The organism is Frankia sp. CeCAU1 (genome assembly GCF_977971845.1).
Window position 1 is genome coordinate 1 of the sequence record NZ_CDWWXA010000004.1, and the last position, 23,047, is coordinate 23,047.

Below are 23,047 nucleotides of genomic sequence, written 5' to 3' on the forward strand. Positions count from 1 at the left end.
GGGGGGGCACGTGGGGGGGCTGGTCCCTGGTCCACGGCATGCGCCGCCGATGTCCAGGGGCCCGACCGCCTCCGGAGAGGGGCACCGGGTCGGTGAGTATGGGCGACATGGGGATCACTGTCGACCGCGGACCTTTCGGCTTCTTGTGATCTACCTGTGCGCAGGCTGTGAAGCTCGGTCGGGGTGCGTCGGGCTGGTCAGGCGGGCAGGCTCGGACGGGACCGTCTCCGAGGGGGGGAGGCATCGGGGCAGCTCGACCATGAAGGCGGTGCGTCCCGGCTCGCTCGTGGCCCGCACGTGCCCGTGATGTGCCTCGACGACGGCGGCGACGATGGCTAGCCCCAGCCCGGTGCTACCGGCGGCGCGGGACCGCGAGCTGTCGCCGCGCGCGAAGCGTTGGAAGACCTCGGGGAGCAGATCCGGGGGGATGCCCGGGCCGTCGTCCACGACCGCGAGGATCGCCGTGGGGCCGCTCACGGTCAGGCTCGCCGTGACCTGGGTGCCAGGCGGCGTGTGGGTGCGGGCGTTGGCCAGCAGGTTCGCGAGAACCTGGTGCAGGCGGGCCGGGTCCCCGGTGACCGTGACCGGCTCCTCGGGCAGGTCGAGAGCGAAGCGGTGGCCCGGGGCAGCCACGTGCGCGTCGTTGACCGCGTTGACGATCAGCCGGGAGACGTCCACCGGTTCCCGGACCAGGTCCCGACCGGAGTCGAGCCGGGCGAGCAGCAGCAGGTCGGAGACCAGCGCCGTCATCCGCGCGCTTTCGGACTCGACCCGGCTCATCGCGTAGGTGACGTCCGCGGGGACGTGCTCGCGGGTCCGGCGGGTCAGTTCGGCGTACCCGCTGATCGCCGCGAGCGGAGTGCGCAGTTCGTGGCTGACGTCGGCGAGGAACTGGCGCATCCGCATCTCGCTTGCGTGGCGGGCGGCCAGCGCGGCACCGATGTGGCCGAGCATCCGGTTGAGCGCCGCCCCGACCTGGCCGACCTCTGTGCGCGGGTCGGTGTCGACCTGCGGCACCCGCACCGACAGGGCCACCTCACCCCGGTCGAGGGGTAGCTCGGCGACCCGGGAGGCCGTCGCGGCGACCCGCCGCAGCGGTCGCAGCGTGACGCGGACGATCGCCGTGCCGGCGATCGCGGCGGCCGCGACCCCCACCAGCGCCACCACCCCAGCGATCATTGTCATCCTGGTGAGGGTCGCGTTCACCTGTTTCATCGGCAGCCCGGTGACGACGATCATATCGTCATGGGTGGTCCTCGCGAGGAGCCGATAGTCACCCTGATCGCCGAACGCCCGGGTATACGGCCGCAGGTAGGCGGGAATGCCCGCGACGACGGCGGTCTCGGCGGTGGTCAGCTCCTTCCCCCCGCCGGCGGTATCGATGAAGGCCCCGTAGGTTCCATCCTCGCCCACGACGGCTCCCAGCGTTCCCGGATCGACCGGTCCACGGAAGAACCGGCGAACCCGCAGCTGCTGCGGGCTGAGGCTGGACGGCTGGTCGGCGGCAGCGGAGTCGGTGGCGGCAGCGGAGTCGGTGGCGGCAGCGGAGTCGGTGGCGGCAGCGGAGTCGGTGGCGGCCGGGGCCGGGAGGGCCGGGAGGGCCGGCAGGGCCGGGAAGGACGGGAGGTTCTGGAGAAAGGTGGGTTCCGGCCGGTCCCATCGCCCGCTGGCCTCCCGCAGCCGCCTGTCGAGCTGGTCGACGAGGACACCTCGCAGCGCGACGGCGGTGACGAACACGATCACCAGCGAGACGGTCGCCAGCAGGAGCATCAGGAGGGCGAGCAGCCGGGTGCGCAGTGACCAGCGCGAGGGCGCGACCGGCACGATCCGGACCCGGTGAGCCGGGGAGCTCATGCCGGGCCCGGCGAGGTGCCCCTCGATGACGGGGCGGCGGAGGTCCTCGGTGCCAGCGCCGGATCGGCCGGCCGCAGGACGTACCCGGCCCCGCGCATCGTGTGGATCATCGGGGGGCGGCCGGCGTCGATCTTCTTGCGCAGGTACGAGACATAGAGCTCGACGACGTTCGCCTGGCCGCCGAAGTCGTAGTTCCAGACCCGGTCGAGGATCTGGGCCTTGCTGAGCACCCGGCGTGGGTTGCGCATGAAGAAGCGCAGCAGCTCGAACTCGGTGGCGGTGAGGTGCACCGGCTGGCCGGCGCGCTGCACCTCCCGGCTCTCCTCGTCCATCGTGAGGTCGCCGACGACGAGCCGGGCGCCCTGCAACGCCTCGGTGGTGCGCGCGGCGCGGCGCATCAGTCCGCGCAGCCGCGCGACGAGCTCCTCGAGACTGAACGGCTTCGTGACGTAGTCGTCGCCGCCGGCGGTGAGCCCCGCCACCCGGTCCTCGACGGCGTCCCGGGCGGTCAGAAACAGCACTGGTACGTCCGGGCTCTCCGCCCGCAGGCGCCGAAGCACCTCCAAGCCGTCCATGTCGGGCAGCATGATATCGAGAACGACCGCGTCCGGCCGGAAGTCGCGGGCGAGCCGCAGCGCTCCGCGACCATCCGCGGCGCTGCGCACTTCCCACCCCTCGTAGCGCAGCGCCATCGACAGCAGCTCCGCCAGTGTTGTCTCGTCGTCCACCACGAGGACCCGCACCGATTGCATGGTGTCAGCTTCGCCTCCTTGGCTGGCTGTTACCTGAGGTCTTGCTGTGAGCCTGCTGTGAATGCCGGGCCTGTGAATGCCCGGCGGGGCCGCGGAATCGTAGGCGTGCCACTCGCCGCGATGTCCATCGACGAGACAACCGGGACCCCCTCGAATGGCAGCCTCTCCCGGGGTGGCGGGCCGGACGGCTCCGATGGGACGGACACCACGCTCGACCAGGCATTGCACAACATTTTGCCAAGATTTTATCTTGGTGAGACCAATGAGGGCGAGAGTAGTGAGGGATGGGTTGATCTCAATGGGATCACAATGTGATCTGTCGTCGGGTTGACCGTCGGAGTATCCCCCTTCAGGGGGTTCACCTGCGCAAACTGGGTAGGTGCACAGCATGGCTCGCCACAGTCGTCCTCGGTCCGCCGTCCGCGGTAACCGTCCCCGTATCGTGCGCCGGGTGTTACTGCCCACCGCAACTCTGGTCACCGTGGGAGTCGTGACCGTGGGTACGGCGTTTGCCTGTTCCAGATCGCCCTCAGTGGCGTCGGTTCCCGGGGAAACCAGCCGCGTCGTCGCTGCCGTGGCTCGCGGCGCAGGCACCTTCCCGCCGTCGGCCGGGGATGCGGACGCGATTGCCGAGGCGGTCCGGACGAGCTCGTTCACCGCGCATGTTCCGCCGCAGAACTACGAGGTCACCGGAACCACCCTGGCCGCCAGCGACCCGAGCTGGGCACTGACCGAGCTGCGCCCGACCGTGGCCGATCTCGACCGGGCCGAGGGTGTACTGCATCACACGGGCTCCGGGTGGGAACTGGTCCAGCTCGGTACCTACGAGGTCGGGTGTGGCGTCGCGCCCGAGGCGGTGCTGGACGACCTCGGCCTGCAGTGCCCGCCACGGGACGGCGCGGTCTTTCCGACCTGATCTCCGGGAGTTCCAGGATCTCCGGGCGGCGGCTGTGCCTGCCGGGACGGCCGGAGCGTCAGGGGATGTAGACGATGTCCCAGAGCCGAGCGGTCATGTCGGTACTGGTGGTGGCGAGCAGGAGGCCGTAGGGGGCGAACGCGCAGCTCATCACCGTGCTGCTGTGCCCGGTGAGGGTGGCGATCGCGGACCCGGTCGCGACGTCCCACAGTTGCGCGGTGTCGTCGGTGCTCGCCGTCGCCAGCAGGTGGCCGTCCGGGGAGAAGGCGCAGCTCTGCGCCGAACCCGGCAGAGTGAGCACGGTGGTGCCGCTGGAGGCGTCGGTGAGCCGGGTGCCCTCGTTGCCGCTCGTCGCGAGCAGCCGGCCGTCGGGGGAGAAGGCGCATCCGCCGGCGAAGTTCGTGTGCCCCGGCAGGCTCATGATGATCTCGCCAACCGTGACGTCCCACAGCAGGGTGGACTCCGCGCCGGCGGTGACCAGCAGCCGGCCGTCGGGGGAGAAGGCGCAGCCGTAGACCGAGCCGCGATGGCCGTTGAGGGTGGCAAGGTTTTTCCCGGTCGACGAACCCCACAGCCGGACGGTGCGGTCGGTACTGGTCGTGGCGAGCAGGCTGCCGTCCGGGGAGAAGGCGCAGCCGTACACGGGTCCCCGGTGCCCGGTCAGGGTCACCGTCTGGCGGGCGGCGTCAACGTCCCAGATGCGGGCCGTCTTGTCGCTGCCGGTGGTGGCGAGCAGCTTGCCGTCCGGGGAGAAGGCGCAGCCGTGCACGACCAGGCTCTTGCGCCCGCTGAGTGTGACCGACGTTCGGCCGGTGGCGACGTCCCACAGCCGGGTGCCGTCCTTGCTGGTGGTGGCGAGCAGCTTGCCGTCCGGGGAGAAGGCCGCGGAGGTGACGTCGCGTTCGTGTCCCTTGAGGGTGGCCCGCGCGGTGACCTCGACGTGGTGGGACGGGCGGCTGCTGCGCTCGAAGCCGCGCAGGTCCGCCGGCACCGCCGATCCCATCGGCACCGGCCCGGACGGGAGTGTGGTCGCCAACCAGTCGGCGTCGCGGACCGGAGTGCCGGGTGCCGCGTGGGTGTGGATGAGGCTACCCGGCGCCTCGGCGGCCAGGTCGAACAGGGAACCGTCGGTGAGGCGGACCCGCGCCAGCACGGCGCTCGCGTCGAAGCGCTCCCCGGGCTCGACGAGCCAGCGCACCATCGTCGCCCGCCCGCCGGGGATGTCCCAGCGAGCCGGTTGCAGGACCGGATTCGGGCGCGCCGCGGTGGTCCGGCGGGTGGAGACCGAGCTTGCCCAGGCTGCGGCGCCGAGCACCACGGCGAGCTCGGGATCGGCGGGGAGGTAGATCTGCTGCCCCGGCCAGTCGGTGCCGACCCCGAGCCGACCTTCGAGGATGTCGGTGACGACCGGGATCCGGGAGCTGCCCCCGACGAGGAGCACCCCACTCAGCTTGTCCGGTCCGTAACCGGAAGACTTCAGCAAGTGCTGGCAGCAGGCCATCGTACGGGCCAGGATGGGGGAGGCGAGCTGGGCGAACCGGTCACGCTGCATGCTGACCAGCAGGCCGGCCGGGCTGAAAACATCCTCCACCACGGCGATGTCGGAGAGTTGATGTTTCACTGCCCGGGCGAAGTCGAGCAGCTCGTGGCGGGTCCGGTTGGCCGTGGTCTGGAACGTCTCGCCGATCCCGGGCGGATTCAGTAGCGGTTCCAGCCCCGGCCCGTACAACCCCAGGATCTCGTCGAACAGAATCTGGTCGAGTTCGCGGCCGCCGCAGTCGTGCAGAGCCGAGTGGGAGAGCATCTCGTGCCGGCCGTCCTCACCGACCGCGACCAGCGCCCCCTCGAACGTCCCGCCGCCCAGGTCGTACACGAGCATGAGCGAGCCGGGCTCGGGCGCGGCGCCGACCACCGGCGACCAGGCCGCCGCGACCGGCTCGGCGAGCAGGTCCACGTCGACGAACCCGGCGGCCTCCGCCGCGGCGATCATCGTCCGGCGCAGCGGGCCGGCGGGATCGTAGCTCGCCGGTATCGTGACGACGGCCCGCGACAGCGCCGCACCACCGAGCTGCTGTTCGGCCTCGGCCTTCAGCGCGGACAGCACCGCGGTCACCAGCACGTGCGCCGGATAGCCGCGGCCGTCGAGTGACACGGCGCTGTCCCGGGCCAGATCGCGCTTGACCTCGCCGCGGTATGCCGCGGGCCAGATCCGCTTGCGCCGCTCGGCGAGCGTGCCGACGATCAGGCTACCGCCATCCACGAAGACCGACGCGGGCCAGCTCGCCGAGCCGCTCGCGGGCTCCTTCACCGGTTCGATGCGACCGTCGACGGCCAAGGCGGCCGAGGCACTGCAGGTGCCGTAGTCGATGGCGAGGATCGGCTCGCCCACAGCACCCCCTGTCCACGTTTCCAGTGGGCAGATCGTAGCGATGTCGACAAAGCCACCAGCGACACCCTCATCAGTGGGGCGAACGCCGGGACCGAATGTTTGTGACCGGTTGCCCCCCGTGGCGGCTTTCACCGGTGCGGACAACGGCGGCCGGCGCTTGTCGGCATGAACAGGCGGACTGCCGACCTTCCCCGACGATCGACAGTCCGCGGAATCACGCCGGTGCGCCCCCGATTCGGCACCAAGCCATCTCGCTCCCCCGACGATCCGGCCCGAACCCGTCGCACCGGCGCGGTCCCTGCCCTCGATCCTGGTAGTTCCGATGGGCCGACACCATCCCTCAATCATCGGGGGAGAGCGGATGATCTCCGGCCGTTACCGATCCGTCCGGGTAATCCATCGGCTGGGGCGCCAGGGCACGCGACGCAGGTCGCCCATGGCTGCCGCCAGTCCGGCTACCTGCTCGGCGGCCTGCTTGCCGAGATCAACGGCCACGGTGCGCGGTAGCGAGGACCCCTCGCCCGGGATCGTGCGCAGCCGGGCGACCACCGGTCCGAGCCGGATGATCTGAAGGTACCCCGCGAGCGAATCGCCGGTGACGAGATGCAGATGGGCGGACCCGGCCGTGCCGTCCGTGACGGGCCTGGCCCGGGCGACCAGGCGTCGGGTGAGTGCGGCGGCCCTCCGGTTGTTGCGCAGCAGCCACCGCGAGTCGTCCAGCCGGTACAGATCCGCGTCCGGGGTACCCAGCCAGATCGCGTGCCCACGGTGCACCGCCTGGATCTCACGGCCGTCCGCCTCGGGATTCGTGCCGTCACCGGGGATCGGTTGGTCAGCCGGATGGGCCGTCGCGACGTCGGGAGATCTGATCCGCCACATGCCGACGGGGAGCGCCTCCGGTCCCAGGAACGACCCGCGGAAGGCCGCCCAGAGACGACAGGACCGCGGATGACCCTCATCCTCGCCGTCTCCCCCGCCCATCCTGACGAGGGTGTGACCGAAGCCGGCGCAGGGCAATCCCTCGAAATCAAGGGGCCTCAATCGAGGAGGCTCAGCCGAATCCGAGCTCGCGGGCCCAGAGGGCGGCCGCGGTGCTGGGCGGGATCGTCGCCGGGGCGTCGGGATGGCTCGCCACGTACTTCGCCTTCGCCGTGCGCAGATAGTCGGCGACGACACTGGCCTTGACGTTCATCGCCCGCGCCGCTTCCCGGTGGGACATACCCCGGCAACCGACGAGGACCATCACCTCGGCCTCCCGCGGGGAGGGCCGGTGCAGGCGGCGCCGTCGGCGGGCGGCGTCGAAGATTCGATCGAGCAGGTCGTGCACGGCGGCGGCGGTCATTCCCCACTCGCCGCGCAGCTCGTCAATGAGGTCGCCCTGGGCGAGTCCGCGCAGCAGGTTCCGTTCCCCGGGGCCGATCTCGCCCCGGGACAGCGGTCGCCGGTGCGCATCCTCCAGCAGAAACCCGGCGAGGCGGGCGGAGACGTGGAAGCTACCCCCGGCGACGGCGGTCACCGCCGCCACGAACTGCTGGGCCGGGGCGGTCTTCTCGACGAAGCCGCGAGCCTGCGCGGCGACCGCGTCGAGGACCTCGTCCGGTGTCGCAACCCCGGAGGTCGCCAGCACCCGAAGACCGCGTCGATGCAGGTCGGCCACGGCGGCGGCCCCGGACACCCCGGGCAGGTGCAGGTCGCACACCACGATCCCGGGCGTGGTGTCCCGGTCGAAGGTCTCCAGGCTCGGGGCTGGCGCCAGCACGGAGAACCCCGCGCCGGCGAACCTGGCGGCCAGCGATTCGGTGGCGATCGGATGATCGTCGATGATCGCCACCGGGACCGGCCGGCGATCGACGCTCATCGGCCGGTCCCGGGCGCGCCGGCTCCGGTCGGCTCGGCGGCGGGCCAGCGGAAGGTCACCTTCGTCCCATCGCCCGGCCAGGCGGTCACCAGGGTCTCCCCGCCATACCGGCGCAGGGCGGAATAGCTTCCGGTCATGCCCCCGCCCGCTCGGACGGAGCCGGGATCGAACCCCACGCCCCTGTCCCGGACGACCACCAGCACCGAATCCGCGTCGCCCTCGACGAAGAGGTGGACCTCGTCGGTGCTGGCGGAGTGTCGGACCACGTTGCGCAGGGCCTCCCTCGTCGCGGCCACCAGTGCCTCGCGGACCTCCGCGGGCGGTTCGCCCTTGATCGACACGAAGGGCACCAGGGCGAGCCCCTCGTCGGCGAAGGCGTCCACGACCGCGGACATCATCTCCTCGAGGCCGTTCTGGGTGGAGTCCGGTGAAGCCGTGCCGTCGACGGCCAGGGCCCGCGGGTCCATCCCGCGTGGATCCATGATGATCCGACGCGCCCGCTGTGCCCCGCGCCGGGCCTCCCGGACGAGTGCCGGTGAGGGCACTCCACCGGCGGCGACATGATCGACGACGGGGAGCAGGTAGTCGTGGATCTCCCGATGGGTGATCTCACGCTGGCGCAAGCTCTCGGCCTCCTTCTCCTGCTCGATCGCGAGCCGCCCGGCCGCCGCGGCCTCGTCCTGGGCGGCCGCGGTCGCAGCGGAGAGCGCGCGCAGCTCGCGGGCGATGAGCATGGCGACGACGTACCACAGGGCGAAGCCCAGCAGGTCCGAACCGAGCTTGAGGGAGACGTCCGGCAGCACGGCCAGGCTCCATGCCGCCATCAGGACGGCCACCGCACCGACCGCGAGCAGCGTCAGCCCGAGGCCGAAGCCGATGCCCGCGGGTGCGACGAGGCTGAACGGCACGAGCTCAGTCATGATCTTGTTGCGTTCGTCGGGTTGCGCGGCTCTGGACCCGACGAGCATCAGCGCCACGCAGAAGGCGACGTCCGCCAGGACCAACCGGGGGGACAGCCGGCCCGGCCGCCGCCAGACCCGCCAGGTGAACCAGGATGCCTCGACGGCTGCGGCAGCCACGATCAGCACGGCGATCCACGGGTGGCGCAGGCGAGCCCAGCCGAAGAGCGGGATGATCACGAACGTCGCACAGGCTGCTCGGGTGTAGCCGACCATCCGGGACATACGTTGCTCGGTACGTTGGATGACGTCGCAGGAGGAAGCCGCCGATCCGACCAGCCCGGTCATAGTGCGCAACGGTAGCGAGCCAGCCACAGATCGACCAGTGCCTGCCAGTGCCTGACCAGAAGGAGCGGGCATCTGGTCGTCCCGGTGTGTGAAGAGCGCCATCCGGGCACCGCAATCAGATGCAGACCACGTATCCCGTCACCGTCACGGTCCCGCCGCCGGGTCCCGGCCCGACGCCACCCGAGCCCTCGCAGCCCTCGCCGATCCCCGATCCTGTTCTGCCCGGTCCCGAGCCGACGCCACCCGAGCCCGCGCCGGATCCGGTACCACCGCCCAGCCCGGGGCCGGATGTTCCGATCCCGCCGAACCTGCTGGTCCTCCCGCCAGCCGGGAATCGCGCCGCCGGAATGGGTAGACCGAGGGCATGATGCACCGACCAGCTGGAATTCCCGCGCAGGAGCTGACCGACGCCGACCTCGTCCGAGAGCTGCGGCACCTGCATCGTACCCGGCACGATGCCTTCATCGCGGGGAGCGAGGACGCCTTCGAGACCCACACCGCACGGATGCTGGAGCTCGAACGCGAATACCTGCGGAGGTTCCCGGACGCCGCGAGTCCCGATCCGCGCCGGACCCGAGCCGGCAGACGGCGTGCCGCCGGGGTTCCCGTCTGAGCGGCTTCAGGGGCACGGTTTCAGGGGGCGCGTGGCTTCAGGGGCGGACGCGGGTGAGCGCGTCGAGGTAGATGTCGACCACCTGGCTCGGGTCCGGCCGGAGGTAGGAGCGTCCTGCGGTCGCAGCGGCGATGCGCGACAGCGCGGTGAGGTCGGCGTCGTTGCTGTAGGCGATCATGATTATGGCGACCGGCCGCTTCGGGTCGTACTCGGCGTGCAGCTGTTCGATCAGGCTGTCCAGGCTCGGCGCGGCCGCACCCCGCTTCGTGTCGCGACCGTCGGTGAGGATGACGACCTGGTTGAGCCGGCCGGGGACGTAGTGCTGGGTCAGGAAGCGGAAGGCCGCGAGCGTGGTGGCATACAGATCGGTGACTCCGCCGGGGACGATCCCGGCCTGCGCGGCGATCAGCTCGTCCCGATGGGTGCCGCCTCGTCCGGGTGCGTTGAGCGCAGCCATCGGCACGAGATCCCGGTAGCCCTGGACTCCCTGGGCGCCCTGCTCGCCGGAGAACCGCCAGAGACCGACCTGGCTGTCGGGTGCGAACAGGCGCAGGCCGGCCAGGGAGGTCTCGACGGCCGCCTGCAGCCGAGTTCTTGACGGGTCGGTGCCCGGGACCGGTTCGGCCATCGATCCGGAGCTGTCGAGCGCCACGAGGGTGGCACCACGCTGACGGGCATGGCGGAAGAACCGCCGAGCCGTGCCGAGCGTGCTGTCGGAGGCGTCCGTGCTCGCCAGCTTCGGCGGGACGGAGCGCACCCCGTCGGTCGCGTTCAGCGTCCCGGCCAGCCCGCCTGGGTCATCGTGGCCCGCCAGCTCGGTGGGTGTGCGGAAACCGGCTCCGCTGAGAGCCAGGCGGCCCGCGTCCCCGCGCAGGAACGCGGCGAAGGCGTCCGCCGCGGCCCGCCGGGACGACGAGCTCGCCGTCTTCTTCAGGACGATGTACGGCACCGTCGCCGTGAACATCCCGTCCGAGGGGTAGGACGCCACCAGCGTCGTGGCCGGGCGGTTACCGTTCTGGCTTGTCAGGGACCGGTTGTAGGCGATGACATCGGCCTCCAGGGCCGGGAAGGCCGAGGGAGCGGATCCGGCCGCGCCGTTCTCCGTGCCGCCGGTGCGCATCGAGTCGAAGAGTTGCTGATCATACTCCGGCAGCCGGTCGATGGAGCGTTCCTGCCGGAGCACGGTCAGCTGGGCCGCGCGATCCTGGTCGAACGTGCCGGTGGTCATCTCGGCCGCGGTGAGTCCGCGGGCGGCGCCCACCGTTGCGATGACGGCCCGCAGCGCGGCGGCCGAGTGCTCCGGATTGGCCATGGCGAACCGGAAGTCCCCCCACCGGGGCTCGCCCTGGTGGGTCCAGAAATCGGCCTCGCCCGCGGCCGCGGCCAGTTCGGCCCAGGTCACATGATGCTCGGGCCAACCGAGGCGCTGTGCCATGAGTCTCGGCATGGCGATGACGACGGGCGATCCCGCGATCGTCGTGGCCTTCGCCGGCAGTTTCGCCGTGACCGGGTCCGATTCCTGGCCCAGCTCCAGCCAGTCGGCCGACTCCGGGATCCAGACGTCGGGCGGCCCGGGGGAGTCCGGCGACTCCGGCCGGGACAGTGTGTCGAGCACCTGGTCGGAGGCCACCACCGACACGGCGAGGGTCACGCACGGGCCCGCCGAGCCCTCGGCACCGGCGCGCTGACGATCGAAGTCGGCGGCGAGCCGGCTGATCGGCGCCGCGAGTGCCGGCGCGGTGGTGATGGTCAGGGTGGCCCGTTCGCCGCCGTCCGCGCATTCCCCGGCCGATCCGGCATCCCAGGCGGCGCGGGCCGCGAACCCGATCCCGATGGCGGTCAACGCGCCCAGTACAAGCAGCGCCGCGCCGCTGACGGTGCCCAGGCCGACGGTGACGGCGCGGCTGCGGCCACCGGCCCGGGACCAGCCATACCGGGACCCGCCGTGATGGGACCCGCCGTGATGGGACGCGCCACCACGAAATCTGTTGCGGCGGGATCGATGGCGGGCGTCGGACACGGAGACGTCCTTTCCGCGAGCGAGCGTCGTGTCCGTCCCTGACCCGCCACCAGCACGATGGTCTGCCTAACGTCTCCCGCCGAGCCCATCGCGCAGCGCCCGACACCATCCCCGGGTGTCCGGCCAGCCTCAGATGGTGATGATATTGCGCCCCGCGCACGGTTACCGTGCCGCCGATACTGCCGGTGGCCCGGTTGGGCGTCATCCTTTCTTGGAATACCGGGGTTCGCTGTTGTTCCTCCGTTTCTCACGTCGTTGCTGCGGTGTTCCTACTCATGGGTCCTTAGCGTTCTACCTGGGCTGGGTGTGCGTGTCGCCGCTGGCGAGGTCGGCGGGGGTGTTGACGTCGGCGGGGGTGTTGACGTCGGCGGGTGAGCCGGTGCCGTCGCAGGGCACGCCGGTGACCTCTCCCGGGTGGGCCCGCAGCCACGCCCGGGCGCCGACCTCGCCGCGCGCGAGAGCCGCCACCTCGGGCCAGACCGAGCGGCGCAGCAGGACGGGATGGGCCGGCAGGCCTCCGTAGGTGGCGGTCATCGCCGGATGGGCCAACCCCGGGTCGGCCGCGGCGGAGATCAGACGTTGCACCGCCGCCGCGCCGAGGGAAGGTTGGTCCACCAGGGTGACAACCACGGCGTCGGCGTCGGTGCCGACCAGGGCTGCGAGACCGGCCCGCAGCGACGCGCCGACACCCTCGGTCCACCGCGCGGCCGATACCAGGCGAACCTCCGGTATCAGGCCTGCCGTGGGTTCCAGGCCTGCCGTGGGTTCCAGGCCTGCCGTGGGTTCCAGGCCTGCCGTGGGTTCCAGGCCTGCCGTGGGTTCCAGGCCGATCTCGGGCGCATCCCCGCCCGCGGGCGCCGGCCCGGCGACCCGGCGGGTGGCGAGGCGTTGCACGACGATGCCCACCTTGTCCGCGGCGGCGCCGGTGACGACCACGACCGGCCGGCAGCCCCCCGCCGTGAGCAGGCGGACACCCCGCTCGACCAGCGTCACACCGCCCAACTCGACCAGAGCCTTGGGGCGTCCCATCCGCCGTCCTGCCCCGGCAGCGAGCAGCAGACCGGCGACGTTCACCGGATTCGCGGCGTGGATGCCCCACGAGAGATTCGTGAAGTCACATTTCACCTTCGTGATCTAGACAGGCATCGGGCTGCTTCTGATCGGTGATGCCTGGCCATGCTAGGCGGAGCCGTCCCACGCTGGCTGGTCGCGGTTCGTCGGGATGCTGGAGTACAAGGCCGCCCGGTACGGCCGGACCGTGGTGAAGGTCGACCGGTGGTTTGCGTTGTCGCAGGTCTGTTCGGCGTGCGGGGTGAAGGACGGGCCGAGACCACTGGCGGTCCGGTCGTGGACGTGCCCGGCCTGCGGGGTCGTCCACGACCGGGATGTGAACAGCGGCGTAGCAGGCGGGAATCTCTACCCTTCAGGGCGGAGAGGACGTCAAGAGGCGGCGATACCGAAGATGCCGACCGTCATCGACCTCGGGCGATACGTAGCGACCCCGCATCGTGTTAATGGGGCCTATCCTGGTCGACGATGCGGGACAACATCGACAACAGAGCGGTCTGTTCCTCCTCGGACAGCGGAGCCAGCAGCTTGTCGTTCATCTGGTCGATGCGGTCCGCCACCTGACCGTGGGTCGACTCTCCCCGCTTGGTCAGCCGCAGGACATTGCGCCGGCCATCACGCGGGTCACGGACCCGGCGGATGAGCCCACGCTGCACGAGCCTCGCCACCACATCGGCCACCGTCGACCGATCCAGGGAGGCTCGTTCCCCGAGCGTGCGCTGATCAATATCGGGATCAGCGAGCAGGCTGTTGAGGACCACGAACTGCGGAGGTGTCGTCTCGGTCGAGACGGTGGTGGTCCAGAGCTGATAGGTCACCTGCTGGAGCCGGCGGGCCAGCTGGCCGGGATGGCTGGACAGGTCGACCACGCCGTGGCCGCCTGGGGCGGCCGGCCGCGAGGCCAGGGTGGCCGGCCCAGTGGCGCGTTGTTCAGGGAGGCGTTCGCCGGAGTTCTCCGGTGCGGCTGTTTCCCCTCCGAGGGCCCTGGCCAACTGGTCGGATCGTGTGCGCGTGTTCAGGGTTCGCTTCCAATCCGGTGTCGAAGTAGGCGGGCGACAGGTTTGCCGCGAAGGTCATCATCGCTCATGTCGACGCTCGGTGTCGTCAAGCTGTGAGATTCAGGTGTCTATCAAGCGTCGAAGTGGTAACTCTTGTGGCATGTAGTGAAATTATAACTACGGATAGCCGGACGGCGCCATGCTTCTGTAGTAGTCCTGTCACCGCTTCGAGGTAGTCCTTTAGAGGTGTCGCAATCGCGACAGCCCCACCTGCCGCCCGACTCCGGTGGGGTACGCGAGGTGCATCACATGGTTCCCGCGGGTACGGGCAGCGGTATGGAGGATGCGCCCAGAGGCCTGCGGGAGAGTCTGAAACGCGTGGCTGTGACCCTGAAGGAGGCGGGCATCCCGTTCGCTCTCGGGGGCAGCTACGCCTGCTGGGCCCGGGGCGGCCCCGAGCCGGTCCACGACGTCGATTTCATGCTGCGCGAGGACGACGTGCCGCGGGCGGTCGAGGTGCTTGCGAACGCCGGCCTGCGCCCGGTCGACTCACCCGAGGACTGGCTCACCAAGGTGTTCGACGGCGAGGTGCTGGTCGATCTCATCCACCATCCGGTGGGTCGGGCGGTGACCCGGCAAACGCTGGAGCGGTCCAGCGAGATGTCGGTGGACTCGGTGCGCATGCCCGTGCTGGATGCCACCGACTGGTTCGAGATGACCCTGTTGGCCCTGGAGGAACGGTACTGTGACCTCGCTCGCGTGATACCGATGATCAGAGCGATGCGGGAGCAGGTCGACTGGGATCAGGTGCGTCGCGCGACGGCCACCTCCCCCTTCGCCGAGGCGGCCCTGCTCGTGGCCACCCGGCTCAACCTGATCCCGGCAGCCGGTCGTGCGGTGTCGGCCGAAGGTGCTCCGTCTACCGAAGGTGCTCCGTCTACCGAAGGTGCTCCGTCTACCGAAGGTGCCCCGTCGGCCGGGGGCACCCCCACGGGTTCACGTCCGCACGGTCCGTTGGTGCCAGTGGGTGCGGCGGTGCCAGTGGGTGCGGCGGTGCAGGCCGGGACCGCGAAGCGGATCGCCGACACCGCCGGGTACGGGGCACTGAACCTCACCGAGGCCGATGAGTATCTTGCCGGTGACCTGCACGAACGCCTCGCCGAGGATCCAAGGGTGGCCGAGCTCGGGCTGGAGGTGGTGGTGGATGGCCAGCAGATCCTGGTCGAGGGCGAGGTCGCCACGGACGCCCGCCGCCGGGCCGTCGCGGATGTGCTCGCCGAGGCGCTTCCCGGACGCCTGGTGAGTAACGAGGTCACCATCGCGGATCGGGGGATGCCGACCGAGGCGCCGCCGAACGTGGAGACCATCTCATGATCAGAATTGCCGCGGTCGGCGACATCCACCTGGGCGTGGACAGCCGCGGAACCTTCGCACCGCTGCTGCGTGGACTCGCCGGTCGGGCGGACGTGCTGCTGCTGGCCGGTGATCTCACCCAGCGGGGGCTGCCGGCCGAGGCCGAGATCGTCGCGGCCGAGGTGGCGGACGCCGAGGTGCCCGTCGTCGCCGTCCTGGGTAATCACGACTACCACGGCGGTGCCGAGAACGAGATCATCGAAATGCTGGCCGATGCTGGCGTGACCGTCCTCGAAGGCGGCGGCACGGTCCTCGACATCGACGGCCGTCGTCTCGGAATCGCCGGCGTCAAGGGATTTGGCGGGGGGTTCGCCGGGGCCAGCGGAAGCGACTTCGGCGAACCACTGATGAAGGCGTTCATCCGGCACACGAAGGACGCCGGATCCCGGCTGCGCGGTGCGCTGGAAAGTCTGGATTGCGAAATCCGCGTGGCTTTGATGCACTATGCTCCGGTACCGGACACGCTCATCGGCGAGCGAACCGAGATCTTCCCTTTTCTCGGCAGCTACCACCTTGCCGAGGCAGTGGACGCGGGGGCCGCCTGCCTTGCGCTGCACGGTCACGCCCATGCCGGTTCGGAGCACGGGATGACGGCCGGTGGGGTGCCGGTCCGTAACGTGGCCCGGCCGGTGATCAGGAAAGCCTATGCGCTTTACGGGGTGGGCGAGATGGCCACCACCGGGCGCCCGGGCTCGGACCGCGCGGGCCTACAGCGCTCGGCTGGTGCCGCCGTCCGGGACGGCGTCCCGCCAACCGGCCCGCCAGCCGGGACACCCCGCTCCGCGGCGGACAGCCCCTCGACGCTGTCCCGCCCCAGTTAGCTATTCCGCGGTAGCTATCCCGCCCCAGGCAGCCGTACCCGGACCTCACCATCGGAGATCCACACATCGAACCGCGGCTGGGGCGCGGTCGCGGGACCATGCACCACCGCGCCGTCCGTCACCCGGAAGGTGCTGCCGTGCCAGGGACAGCGCAGGCAGGTGAAGCCGTCCCTTCGGATGATCTCTCCCTTGTGCAGTGGTCCGGACAGGTGGCTGCACCGGCTGGCCAGTACGTCGACGTGGTCTCCCTTCCGGAGGAGGACGAGCGGCACATCCCGCAACAGCCGCGCCTCGGGTCGGCCGTCCGCCAGTTCGTCCAGAAGGGCGAGCGGATGCCAACCGGGCGGCAGCAGGTGTGGTACCTCCTCGGTGTGGTTGACTCCCGACGCCTGCCGGTAGGCCAGATGACCGCCGAGGTAGGCCGACGTGCTGGCCGTGGCGAGGCCGAGCAGCGCGAGACGACGGCCGAGGCGGCCGTTGCCACGCCATCGGATGCCGAGCGAGGCGGCGTAGCAGCAGGCCGCCAGACTGTTCGTCGCGGCGTGCGCCACCCCGACCCGCAGTTGGCGCTCATGCAGCTCGGAGTAGTCGGCGAGGCCGCTGGCGGCGGCCGAGACCGCCGCGAGCAACCCCGTGGCGATCAGTACCCGGGCCGCCCGTTCGGACCCCTCGTGACGTCCCGCGAGCAGGTCCACGATCCCCGCGGAGATCCAGGTTCCGATGGGGAGCGCAGCGAGCGCCGGATGCAGCGGGTGGCCGAGCGGCACGCCGTGCAGGGTGTCCCGGATGGTCCCGTCGCGCAGGGAGCGGCGGACCACGTCACGGATCTTCACTGCCACTGGGTCGAGAGCTTCGGCCCGCTCCAGGCGTTCGGCGGGTCTGACCAACACGTTGTGGGGTATCCGCACCATGGATGCCGGTGTTCCCGCCCATCGCTGGCCGTGAACATCTGCTGACCGGAGATGCCGGGTGGCCCGATCGCGGGTTTGCTTCGTCCGTCAGCGCGCACCACTGGAACAGCGGAAAGGAACGAGAACATGGCAGTGGATCGCGGAAGCACCAAGCACGGCCCCGTGCGCGACGACATCTTGGCGCACGAGGTCGAGGGGCTTGTGCGGGCCGGGCGGGACACGCGGGCGGAGGAATGGCGCTCCGCTGAACCGTTCCCCGAGGAAGCGACCGGTGGCCCGCAGAACCTGAATGCCGCTGGGTCGCGGGTCGGTGTGCCGGCCGGGATGACGCCGGTGGACGTCGAGGAACGCTCCGAGCTCGCCCGCTGGCTCGGCCGGGCGGTCTTCCCCGCCAACCGTGACGAGATCATGGATCATCTGCGTCATCAGCACGCCCCGGACCGGGTGGTTGACGAGGTCGCCGGTGCGCCGCCCGACATCCAGTTCACCTCGTTGGGCGCGCTGTGGCGGGTACTGCGACCCGGCCCTCCCCACGTGGAGTCACGGCGTCACTGAATCCGTCCGATGATCCATAATATGACCAGCATCATGAAGTAGTCGGTATGACGCCGTAGCCGGCGGGGTACGGAGACACCCGTGGGCGGCGGGCTCGCCGCGAGCGTTCTGCTGCTCGTCGGCTTCGCGATGATCGGAGCATTCAACGTTTTTGCCTTCGGTGCCCTCGCCGGCCTGTGGGCGTTGGGTATCGCATGGATCATGGTGCTCGGCCCGCGGGCCATCGATCGCCGGGTCGTCCGCGCTCGGCTGCGGGAGGCGCTGCGGGAGGTGCGGCGGAGACGCCGGTGGCCCGGTGCCTTGCTCCCGTGCGCCCGGGACTGCGTGACACGCCGCTGGCCTGGGTAGGACACGCCCATGGGTACGAGTGGGTTCGGCTATGGCGACCAACGACCCGGATCAGGTGATCTGCTGCAGACCCTCGTAGCCGGTCTGGATCAGACGGAGCGGGAGGATACCCTGCGGTTGTTGCGACGGCGGCTGGTGGAGGACCGGGCCGCCGCGTGCGGCGGCCAGCGGGACCGTCAGGTGGATGTCGGCCCGCGGACCCGGGCGGCGCGTGGGCCGACGAAATCGCAGGCCGCGGGCATCCATCGCCACCGCGGATGAGCCACCGCGGATGAACGGTGGTGTCAGGATGAACGGTGGCGTCAGCCGCAGCAGCCGCCGCCGCAGCACGCGCCCCCGCCGGCGGACGGCGAGGCCATAGCCGGAGCCGGCGTGGCCGAGCCGCGGCTGACGGCGATCGCAGAGAAGATCCGCGAGGTCTCGGTGTGTCCGGAGGGGCAGCTCACCGCGCTGTCCGGCACGGACTCGTGCATGCTGCGGCGAACTTCGAACGATGCGTCACATACCCGGCAGCGGTAGTCGTAGGCAGGCACGGCACCAGGATATGCGGCCGTCGGGAGGCGAGCGTCGGATTCGGCGGATGGCGAGAACGGGTGAGCGGGAGGAGGCCCGACGTACGCTGGCTGTATGCAGCCGCCGGAGGGCCCGCAGGTGGTCGCCGAGGTTGTCCGGGGGCTGCGCAGCGGTGCGCCGTTCGTGGAGAGTTGCCATCACGGCACCGTCATCGGCCTCGGTCGGGATGGGGACAGTGCGCTCACCGTCGGCGTGCCCGACCACCCGATCTTCCCCCGGTCGGCGGTCAAGCCCCTTCAGGCCGCCGCGATGCTTCGTGCCGGGCTGGACGGCATCTTCCTGAGCCGGGAGATCCCCGGTGACCTGCTTGCCATCGTGTCCAGTTCCCACAGCGGCGAGCCGGTGCATCTCGCGCGGGTGCTGGAGATCCTCTCGGTGGCGGGCGTCTCCGTCGACACCCTGCGCTGTCCCGCCGATCTTCCGTTGGGCCCGGCCGCGGCCCAGGCGCACCTTCGCGCCGGGGGCCGCGCGGAGCCGGTGTTGATGAACTGCTCCGGCAAGCATGCGGGGATGATCGCCTGCTGCGTGGTGGCCGGCTGGCCGATCGAGAACTACACCGACCCCGATCATCCGTTGCAGCAGGTGATCCGGCGCACGATCGAGGAGCTGGCCGGCGAGGAGATCGTCGCGACCAGCGTGGACGGGTGCGGGGCCCCGTTGTTCGCGTTCTCGCTCACGGGCCTGGCTCGCGGGCTGCGGGCGATGGTCCGGGCCGCGCCGGGCGGCCCCGAGCGGCGGGTCATCAACGCCATGCGGGCGCATCCCGAGCTGATCGGGGGTGTTGGCCGGTCCGACACCGACCTGATGCGGGCGGTACCCGGCGTCGTCGCGAAGAACGGCGCCGAGGGTGTCACGGTGGTGGCGACGTCCGAGGGTCACGCAGTCGCAGTCAAGATCGCAGATGGTAGTGGGCGGCCCGGCGTCCCGGTCGCGCTGGCCGTGCTGACCCGCCTGGGTGCTCTTCCCGGTCCGGACGCCCCCGGGCACCAGGAGCTCGACTTCGCCCAGCTCGCCGTGCTCGGGGCGCCCACGGTGCTCGGCGGCGGGCGCCCGGCCGGTTCCCTACGCGTGCGGCTACCGGTCTGACCCGGGCGGGGGAGTGCGGTCGGCACGGACGCCCCGGTCCTCGCCTGCTCGGGGACGGGGGTCGGAAGGCACCCGACGGGGACGGCTCGCCACGGTGACCGCGACGGGCGGGATCATCGCCGCGACCACCATCATGATCATGGCGGCGGTCACGGAGTACAGCCGCACCACGGTGCCGGCCGAGATGAACAGGGTCAGCGCCACCAGCATCAGGGCGAGGTAGCGGCGACGGACCATCGGATCGGCACCCGGGCCCGGTGCGGACGGGCCCGGCGATGATCGGCGCGGCGCGGACGGGTGGGGCGTGCCGGCGGCGAGGCGCAGGTCGTAGCGGCGCCGCCGGTCGGGGTCGCCGAGAACGCGGTAGGCGAGGGTGACCCGATCGAAGGCCGGTGACGAACCACCGGCGTCGGGATGGGTGCGGCGGGCGGCCACGCGGTAGGCATGCCGGATCTGCTCGGCGGTGGCGCTGGGCGGTACGTCCAGCACCTCGTACAGCGAGCTTTGCACGCGCATCGGGGTGTCTCCTGCCATTGCCGACCACCCGACCGGGTGGCCGCGAGGCCGGTGTCATGGCGAAAGTACCTACACATGACCAGAATGGGCCTTGGACGGCCCGGGGCGAGCGCGAGTCGGGAGGCCGGGACAGCGGCAAAATAGGATTTTCTGTGCGTTGTGGCTCTTGGCTCTCAGGATCGTCTTATCGGGCGTGCCGGCCTCATTCCGGTTCGGCCGACGGCGCGCTCGGGGCGCCGCGTGCACACCAGGGTGGGACAGGATGGGTGGATGGGGCAATGGCAGAACTCGGAGATTGTCACCGAGGTCGCGTCGCTGGTACAGGATCCGGACATCGCCGAGCGGCTGACCGTGACCGGACCCGCCGACGTCCTGCCCAGCCTCTACCGGGTGACGACGGTGGCGACCGCGTCGGTGGCGGCCGCGGCCGTCGGGGCTAGCCGCCTGCTCGCGGCCCGCGGCGGCGGAGCCCCGCCGGAGGTCACCGTGGACACCCGTCACGCGAGCGCGGTCTTCCGCAGCGAACGGTACCTGCGAGTGGCCGGCAAGCCACCGCCGAGCCCGTGGGACCCGATCTCCGGGTACTACCGCACCGGGGACGACCGGTGGATCCAGCTGCACTGTAACTTCCCGCACCACCGCAACGGGATCCTGGATCTTCTTGGGACGCTGGGCGAGCGCGCCGCCGTCGAACGGGTCATCCGCCGTTTCGAGGCCGAGCCGCTGGAACTCGAGCTGCACGCCATGGGTCTGTGCGCCAGCATGGCCCGTAGCGAGCGGGAGTGGCGCGAGCACCGGCAGGCCCGGGCGGTTGACGAGCTTCCCCTCGTCGAGGTGCGCCGGCTCGGCGACGGCCCGGCGCTCGCCGCGCCCCCGGCCGAGACGCCGGCCGCGGGTCTGCGGGTGCTCGACCTGACCCGGGTCATCGCCGGTCCCGTCGCCGGTCGCACGCTGGCCGCCTACGGAGCCGACGTCCTGCGGGTCGGCGCCGCCCACCTGCCGGAGGTGCACACGGTGCTCGTCGACACCGGGTTCGGCAAGCGCAACGCCTTCCTCAACCTGCGGGTGACCGCGGACGCCCGCCGGCTGCGCGAGCTGATCGCCTCGGCGGACGTGGTGCTCCAGGCCTACCGGCCGATGGCCCTCGACCGGCTCGGCTTCGGCCCGGAGGCGGTCGCCAGGATCCGGCCGGGCATCGTCTGCGCGACCATCACCGCGTATGGACGGCAGGGCCCCTGGAGCGGTCTGCGCGGGTTCGACAGTCTGGTCCAGACCGCGTCCGGCATCGCGACCGCCGCCGCGGCGGTGACCGGGTCCGACCGCCCCGTGCCGCTGCCGGCACAGGCCCTCGATCATGCGACCGGCTACCTCACCGTCCACGGGGTGCTGGACGCGCTGGCGCGGCGGGCGACCGAGGGGGGCAGCTGGCACGTCGGTGTGTCCCTGGCCCGGACCGGTCGTTGGCTGCAGGGGCTGGGACACCACGACACGCTCGCGCTCCCCGACCCGACCCGGGAGGAGGCCGAGGAGTTCTGCGCCACGATGAACAGCGAGTTCGGACCCCTGTCGTACATCCGCCCGGCCGCCACCGTGGCCGGCGTCGCGCCGAGCTGGAGCTCCCCGCCGGCACAGCTGGGCACCAGCCCGGCGGTCTGGGCATAGCCATGCTGAGGTGCCGGGTTCCGCGGGATCGTGCCGGTGTGTAACCGTGCGCCGCCCCGTCCATCCGGGGGGCGGTGCGAATTGGTGCTGGTCAGCGCGTCATTCTCTAGGCGGTGGCGCACCGGCTCGCGGGCCGGGCGCGTCGGGGTGACTGGGCCGGGCCATGGCATCGGAGTCGGGTCCGGCGGGACCGGAGGAGGAATTGCATGGGTAGGCGCCCGCTCCTGGGAGCGATAGCCCTTGCCGCGACCGTGGCGTTGACTGCGGCGGCCTGTGGAAGTGACAGTGGTTCGTCCTCGAACGGGAAGCAGACCATCACGATCGGCTTCCAGGGAGTTCTCTCGGGCGACAGCCAGCAGCTCGGTCTGAACGCCCTCTACGGCGTCCGGACGGCGATCGCCGAGGTCAACGCGGATGCGAGCGCGCCGTTCCAGCTCAAGCTCGTCGAATCCGACGACGGCGGCTCGCCGGATCAGGGCCCGACGGCCGCCCAGAAGCTGATCGATGACTCCAAGGTCGTCGCGGTGGTCGGCCCGATGTTCTCCGGTGCCACCAAGGCGAGCGAGCCGGCCTACACCCAGGCCGGGCTGCTGTCGGTGAGCCCGTCGGCGACGAACCCCGCGCTCACCACCCTGGGCTTCAAGACCTTCTACCGGGTCATCGCCCCGGACACCGTGCAGGGCAAGGCCGCGGCCGACTACATCGCCACGGTGCTCAAGGCGACGAAGGTGTACTCGCTGGACGACAAGAGCGAGTACGGCACGGGCCTGTCGGGTGCGCTGGAGGCCGAGCTCAAGGCCAAGGGTGTCAACGCGACCCACGACGGCATCAACCCGACCAAGGACTACACCTCCGAGGCAACGAAGATCATCGCTGCCGCGCCCGAGGTCCTCTACTACTCCGGCTACTACCCCGAGTTCGCGCTGCTGTCGAAGGCGCTGAAGGGCAGGGGCTTCACCGGAAAGATCATCAGCGGTGACGGATCGCTCGACCCGCAGTACGTCGCGCAGGCCGGGGCCGCCGCGGCCGAGGGTGCCTACCTCACCTGCCCCTGCGGCGACGCCAACACCGACCCGAGGGCCGCGTCCTTCGTCGCGTCCTACAAGAAGGTCAACAACGGGACGAAGCCCGGCACCTACTCCGGTGAGGCCTACGACGCCACGCTCGCCCTCGCGGACGTCTTCAGGAAGCTCGGCAAGGACGTCACCCGGGAGTCCGTGGCCGGCGCGTTCGGTTCCGTGAACTTCCCCGGCATCACCAAGACCGTGGTGTTCGATCCCAACGGCGAGGTCAAGGGCTCCAACGTGTTCGTCTACCAGGTGAAGGGTGGACAGATCACCGTTCTCGGCAACATCGCGGACCTGGTCAAGTCCTGATGTCGGTGCGGGCGGTGGCCGGGGGTGGGACGTCCGGCCACCGCTTCGCCTGGTGGTGAACGAGGCACACG

At 70.9% G+C, this 23,047-nt stretch carries 22 protein-coding genes and 1 pseudogene; 11 read left to right on the forward strand and 12 right to left on the reverse strand.

Features of this window, described 5'->3' with window-relative positions; translation table 11 throughout:
- Positions 1–150: 150 nt before the first annotated feature.
- Both AC08OO_RS01505 and AC08OO_RS01510 read right to left on the reverse strand, forming a co-directional pair.
- The gene (locus AC08OO_RS01505) at positions 151–1,854 is read right to left on the reverse strand and encodes a sensor histidine kinase (RefSeq protein ID WP_476618161.1); all 1,704 of its coding nucleotides are present in this window, start codon (positions 1,852–1,854) and stop codon (positions 151–153) included.
- Positions 1,851–2,606, reverse strand: a complete 756-nt coding sequence (locus AC08OO_RS01510; protein WP_476606532.1) for a response regulator transcription factor — start codon at positions 2,604–2,606, stop codon at positions 1,851–1,853. The genes AC08OO_RS01505 and AC08OO_RS01510 overlap by 4 nt, the downstream gene beginning before the upstream one ends.
- Positions 2,607–3,180: 574 nt before the next feature.
- Here AC08OO_RS01510 and AC08OO_RS01515 point away from each other — a divergent pair.
- Positions 3,181–3,522 (forward strand): hypothetical protein, encoded by a 342-nt coding sequence (locus AC08OO_RS01515; protein ID WP_476609260.1) that lies wholly within the window; start codon positions 3,181–3,183, stop codon positions 3,520–3,522.
- Positions 3,523–3,580: 58 nt separating this feature from the next.
- Here the strand turns inward: AC08OO_RS01515 and AC08OO_RS01520 are convergent, their stop codons facing one another.
- The 4 genes from AC08OO_RS01520 to AC08OO_RS01535 all read right to left on the reverse strand — a co-directional run bounded on the left by AC08OO_RS01520 (position 3,581) and on the right by AC08OO_RS01535 (position 9,016).
- Positions 3,581–5,911 (reverse strand): Hsp70 family protein, encoded by a 2,331-nt coding sequence (locus tag AC08OO_RS01520; protein ID WP_476609259.1) that lies wholly within the window; start codon positions 5,909–5,911, stop codon positions 3,581–3,583.
- A gap of 375 nt (positions 5,912–6,286) precedes the next feature.
- Entirely contained in the window at positions 6,287–6,952 is a 666-nt protein-coding gene (locus AC08OO_RS01525) for a hypothetical protein (protein WP_476618162.1), read from the reverse strand.
- A gap of 10 nt (positions 6,953–6,962) precedes the next feature.
- Positions 6,963–7,769: a response regulator gene (locus AC08OO_RS01530; protein WP_476609257.1), complete on the reverse strand. Its 807-nt coding sequence runs from the start codon at positions 7,767–7,769 to the stop codon at positions 6,963–6,965.
- On the reverse strand, positions 7,766–9,016 hold the full coding sequence (locus AC08OO_RS01535; RefSeq protein ID WP_476618163.1) for a sensor histidine kinase: 1,251 nt from the start codon (positions 9,014–9,016) through the stop codon (positions 7,766–7,768). Before AC08OO_RS01535 ends, AC08OO_RS01530 begins: the two co-directional genes overlap by 4 nt.
- A gap of 364 nt (positions 9,017–9,380) precedes the next feature.
- Here AC08OO_RS01535 and AC08OO_RS01540 point away from each other — a divergent pair, with 364 nt between their 5' ends.
- Positions 9,381–9,629, forward strand: coding sequence for a DUF6158 family protein (locus AC08OO_RS01540; protein ID WP_476606536.1), 249 nt, complete (start codon positions 9,381–9,383; stop codon positions 9,627–9,629).
- Between the two features lie 37 nt (positions 9,630–9,666).
- On the opposite strand, the gene AC08OO_RS01545 is transcribed toward AC08OO_RS01540, so the two are convergent.
- Both AC08OO_RS01545 and AC08OO_RS01550 read right to left on the reverse strand, forming a co-directional pair.
- Complete coding sequence (locus AC08OO_RS01545; protein ID WP_476609255.1) at positions 9,667–11,649, reverse strand: substrate-binding domain-containing protein; 1,983 nt, start codon at positions 11,647–11,649, stop codon at positions 9,667–9,669.
- A 291-nt stretch (positions 11,650–11,940) separates the two neighbouring features.
- A complete protein-coding gene (locus AC08OO_RS01550; protein ID WP_476609254.1) occupies positions 11,941–12,774 on the reverse strand; it encodes a nucleotidyltransferase family protein in 834 nt (277 codons plus the stop codon).
- Between the two features lie 91 nt (positions 12,775–12,865).
- On the opposite strand from AC08OO_RS01550, the pseudogene AC08OO_RS01555 reads away from it, so the two are divergent.
- Positions 12,866–13,033: pseudogene (locus AC08OO_RS01555) on the forward strand (zinc ribbon domain-containing protein); the annotation flags it as partial.
- Positions 13,034–13,160: 127 nt separating this feature from the next.
- Here the strand turns inward: AC08OO_RS01555 and AC08OO_RS01560 are convergent.
- Positions 13,161–13,622: a MarR family winged helix-turn-helix transcriptional regulator gene (locus AC08OO_RS01560; protein WP_476618169.1), complete on the reverse strand. Its 462-nt coding sequence runs from the start codon at positions 13,620–13,622 to the stop codon at positions 13,161–13,163.
- Positions 13,623–14,093: 471 nt separating this feature from the next.
- Between AC08OO_RS01560 and AC08OO_RS01565 the strand changes: the two genes are divergently transcribed.
- Together AC08OO_RS01565 and AC08OO_RS01570 are read left to right on the forward strand one after the other, a co-directional pair.
- Positions 14,094–15,089, forward strand: a complete 996-nt coding sequence (locus tag AC08OO_RS01565) for a phospholipid-binding protein (protein WP_476609253.1) — start codon at positions 14,094–14,096, stop codon at positions 15,087–15,089.
- Positions 15,086–15,949, forward strand: a complete 864-nt coding sequence (locus AC08OO_RS01570; RefSeq protein ID WP_476609252.1) for a metallophosphoesterase family protein — start codon at positions 15,086–15,088, stop codon at positions 15,947–15,949. The genes AC08OO_RS01565 and AC08OO_RS01570 overlap by 4 nt, the downstream gene beginning before the upstream one ends.
- 14 nt (positions 15,950–15,963) lie before the next feature.
- On the opposite strand, the gene AC08OO_RS01575 is transcribed toward AC08OO_RS01570, so the two are convergent.
- Positions 15,964–16,839, reverse strand: coding sequence for a Rieske (2Fe-2S) protein (locus tag AC08OO_RS01575; RefSeq protein ID WP_476609251.1), 876 nt, complete (start codon positions 16,837–16,839; stop codon positions 15,964–15,966).
- Between the two features lie 147 nt (positions 16,840–16,986).
- Between AC08OO_RS01575 and AC08OO_RS01580 the strand changes: the two genes are divergently transcribed.
- The 3 genes from AC08OO_RS01580 to AC08OO_RS01590 all read left to right on the forward strand — a co-directional run bounded on the left by AC08OO_RS01580 (position 16,987) and on the right by AC08OO_RS01590 (position 18,024).
- On the forward strand, positions 16,987–17,415 hold the full coding sequence (locus tag AC08OO_RS01580; RefSeq protein ID WP_476606543.1) for a DUF2795 domain-containing protein: 429 nt from the start codon (positions 16,987–16,989) through the stop codon (positions 17,413–17,415).
- A gap of 81 nt (positions 17,416–17,496) precedes the next feature.
- Positions 17,497–17,763: a hypothetical protein gene (locus AC08OO_RS01585; protein WP_476606544.1), complete on the forward strand. Its 267-nt coding sequence runs from the start codon at positions 17,497–17,499 to the stop codon at positions 17,761–17,763.
- Positions 17,764–17,772: 9 nt separating this feature from the next.
- A complete protein-coding gene (locus AC08OO_RS01590) occupies positions 17,773–18,024 on the forward strand; it encodes a hypothetical protein (RefSeq protein ID WP_011434801.1) in 252 nt (83 codons plus the stop codon).
- A 41-nt stretch (positions 18,025–18,065) separates the two neighbouring features.
- On the opposite strand, the gene AC08OO_RS01595 is transcribed toward AC08OO_RS01590, so the two are convergent.
- Complete coding sequence (locus AC08OO_RS01595; protein WP_011434802.1) at positions 18,066–18,296, reverse strand: FmdB family zinc ribbon protein; 231 nt, start codon at positions 18,294–18,296, stop codon at positions 18,066–18,068.
- Positions 18,297–18,390: 94 nt separating this feature from the next.
- Between AC08OO_RS01595 and AC08OO_RS01600 the strand changes: the two genes are divergently transcribed.
- The gene (locus AC08OO_RS01600) at positions 18,391–19,422 is read left to right on the forward strand and encodes an asparaginase (RefSeq protein WP_476609250.1); all 1,032 of its coding nucleotides are present in this window, start codon (positions 18,391–18,393) and stop codon (positions 19,420–19,422) included.
- On the opposite strand, the gene AC08OO_RS01605 is transcribed toward AC08OO_RS01600, so the two are convergent.
- On the reverse strand, positions 19,411–19,938 hold the full coding sequence (locus AC08OO_RS01605; protein ID WP_476609249.1) for a J domain-containing protein: 528 nt from the start codon (positions 19,936–19,938) through the stop codon (positions 19,411–19,413). The two genes, AC08OO_RS01600 and AC08OO_RS01605, sit on opposite strands and share 12 nt — an antisense overlap.
- A 270-nt stretch (positions 19,939–20,208) precedes the next feature.
- Between AC08OO_RS01605 and AC08OO_RS01610 the strand changes: the two genes are divergently transcribed.
- Entirely contained in the window at positions 20,209–21,600 is a 1,392-nt protein-coding gene (locus AC08OO_RS01610) for a CoA transferase (RefSeq protein WP_476609248.1), read from the forward strand.
- 206 nt (positions 21,601–21,806) lie between these two features.
- On the forward strand, positions 21,807–22,976 hold the full coding sequence (locus tag AC08OO_RS01615; protein ID WP_476609247.1) for a branched-chain amino acid ABC transporter substrate-binding protein: 1,170 nt from the start codon (positions 21,807–21,809) through the stop codon (positions 22,974–22,976).
- Positions 22,977–23,047: the final 71 nt, after the last annotated feature.

Excerpts from the sequence above, each read along its gene's own strand:
- AC08OO_RS01610 (WP_476609248.1), top strand. The coding sequence starts at position 20,209 with ATGGGGCAATGGCAGAACTCGGAGATTGTCACCGAGGTCGCGTCGCTG.
- AC08OO_RS01590 (WP_011434801.1), top strand. The coding sequence starts at position 17,773 with ATGGGTACGAGTGGGTTCGGCTATGGCGACCAACGACCCGGATCAGGT.
- AC08OO_RS01535 (WP_476618163.1), bottom strand. The coding sequence starts at position 9,016 with ATGACCGGGCTGGTCGGATCGGCGGCTTCCTCCTGCGACGTCATCCAA.
- AC08OO_RS01615 (WP_476609247.1), top strand. The coding sequence starts at position 21,807 with ATGGGTAGGCGCCCGCTCCTGGGAGCGATAGCCCTTGCCGCGACCGTG.
- AC08OO_RS01540 (WP_476606536.1), top strand. The coding sequence starts at position 9,381 with ATGATGCACCGACCAGCTGGAATTCCCGCGCAGGAGCTGACCGACGCC.
- AC08OO_RS01510 (WP_476606532.1), bottom strand. The coding sequence starts at position 2,606 with ATGCAATCGGTGCGGGTCCTCGTGGTGGACGACGAGACAACACTGGCG.
- AC08OO_RS01580 (WP_476606543.1), top strand. The coding sequence starts at position 16,987 with ATGGCAGTGGATCGCGGAAGCACCAAGCACGGCCCCGTGCGCGACGAC.
- AC08OO_RS01605 (WP_476609249.1), bottom strand. The coding sequence starts at position 19,938 with ATGCGCGTGCAAAGCTCGCTGTACGAGGTGCTGGACGTACCGCCCAGC.
- AC08OO_RS01570 (WP_476609252.1), top strand. The coding sequence starts at position 15,086 with ATGATCAGAATTGCCGCGGTCGGCGACATCCACCTGGGCGTGGACAGC.
- AC08OO_RS01530 (WP_476609257.1), bottom strand. The coding sequence starts at position 7,769 with ATGAGCGTCGATCGCCGGCCGGTCCCGGTGGCGATCATCGACGATCAT.
- AC08OO_RS01505 (WP_476618161.1), bottom strand. The coding sequence starts at position 1,854 with ATGAGCTCCCCGGCTCACCGGGTCCGGATCGTGCCGGTCGCGCCCTCG.
- AC08OO_RS01600 (WP_476609250.1), top strand. The coding sequence starts at position 18,391 with ATGCAGCCGCCGGAGGGCCCGCAGGTGGTCGCCGAGGTTGTCCGGGGG.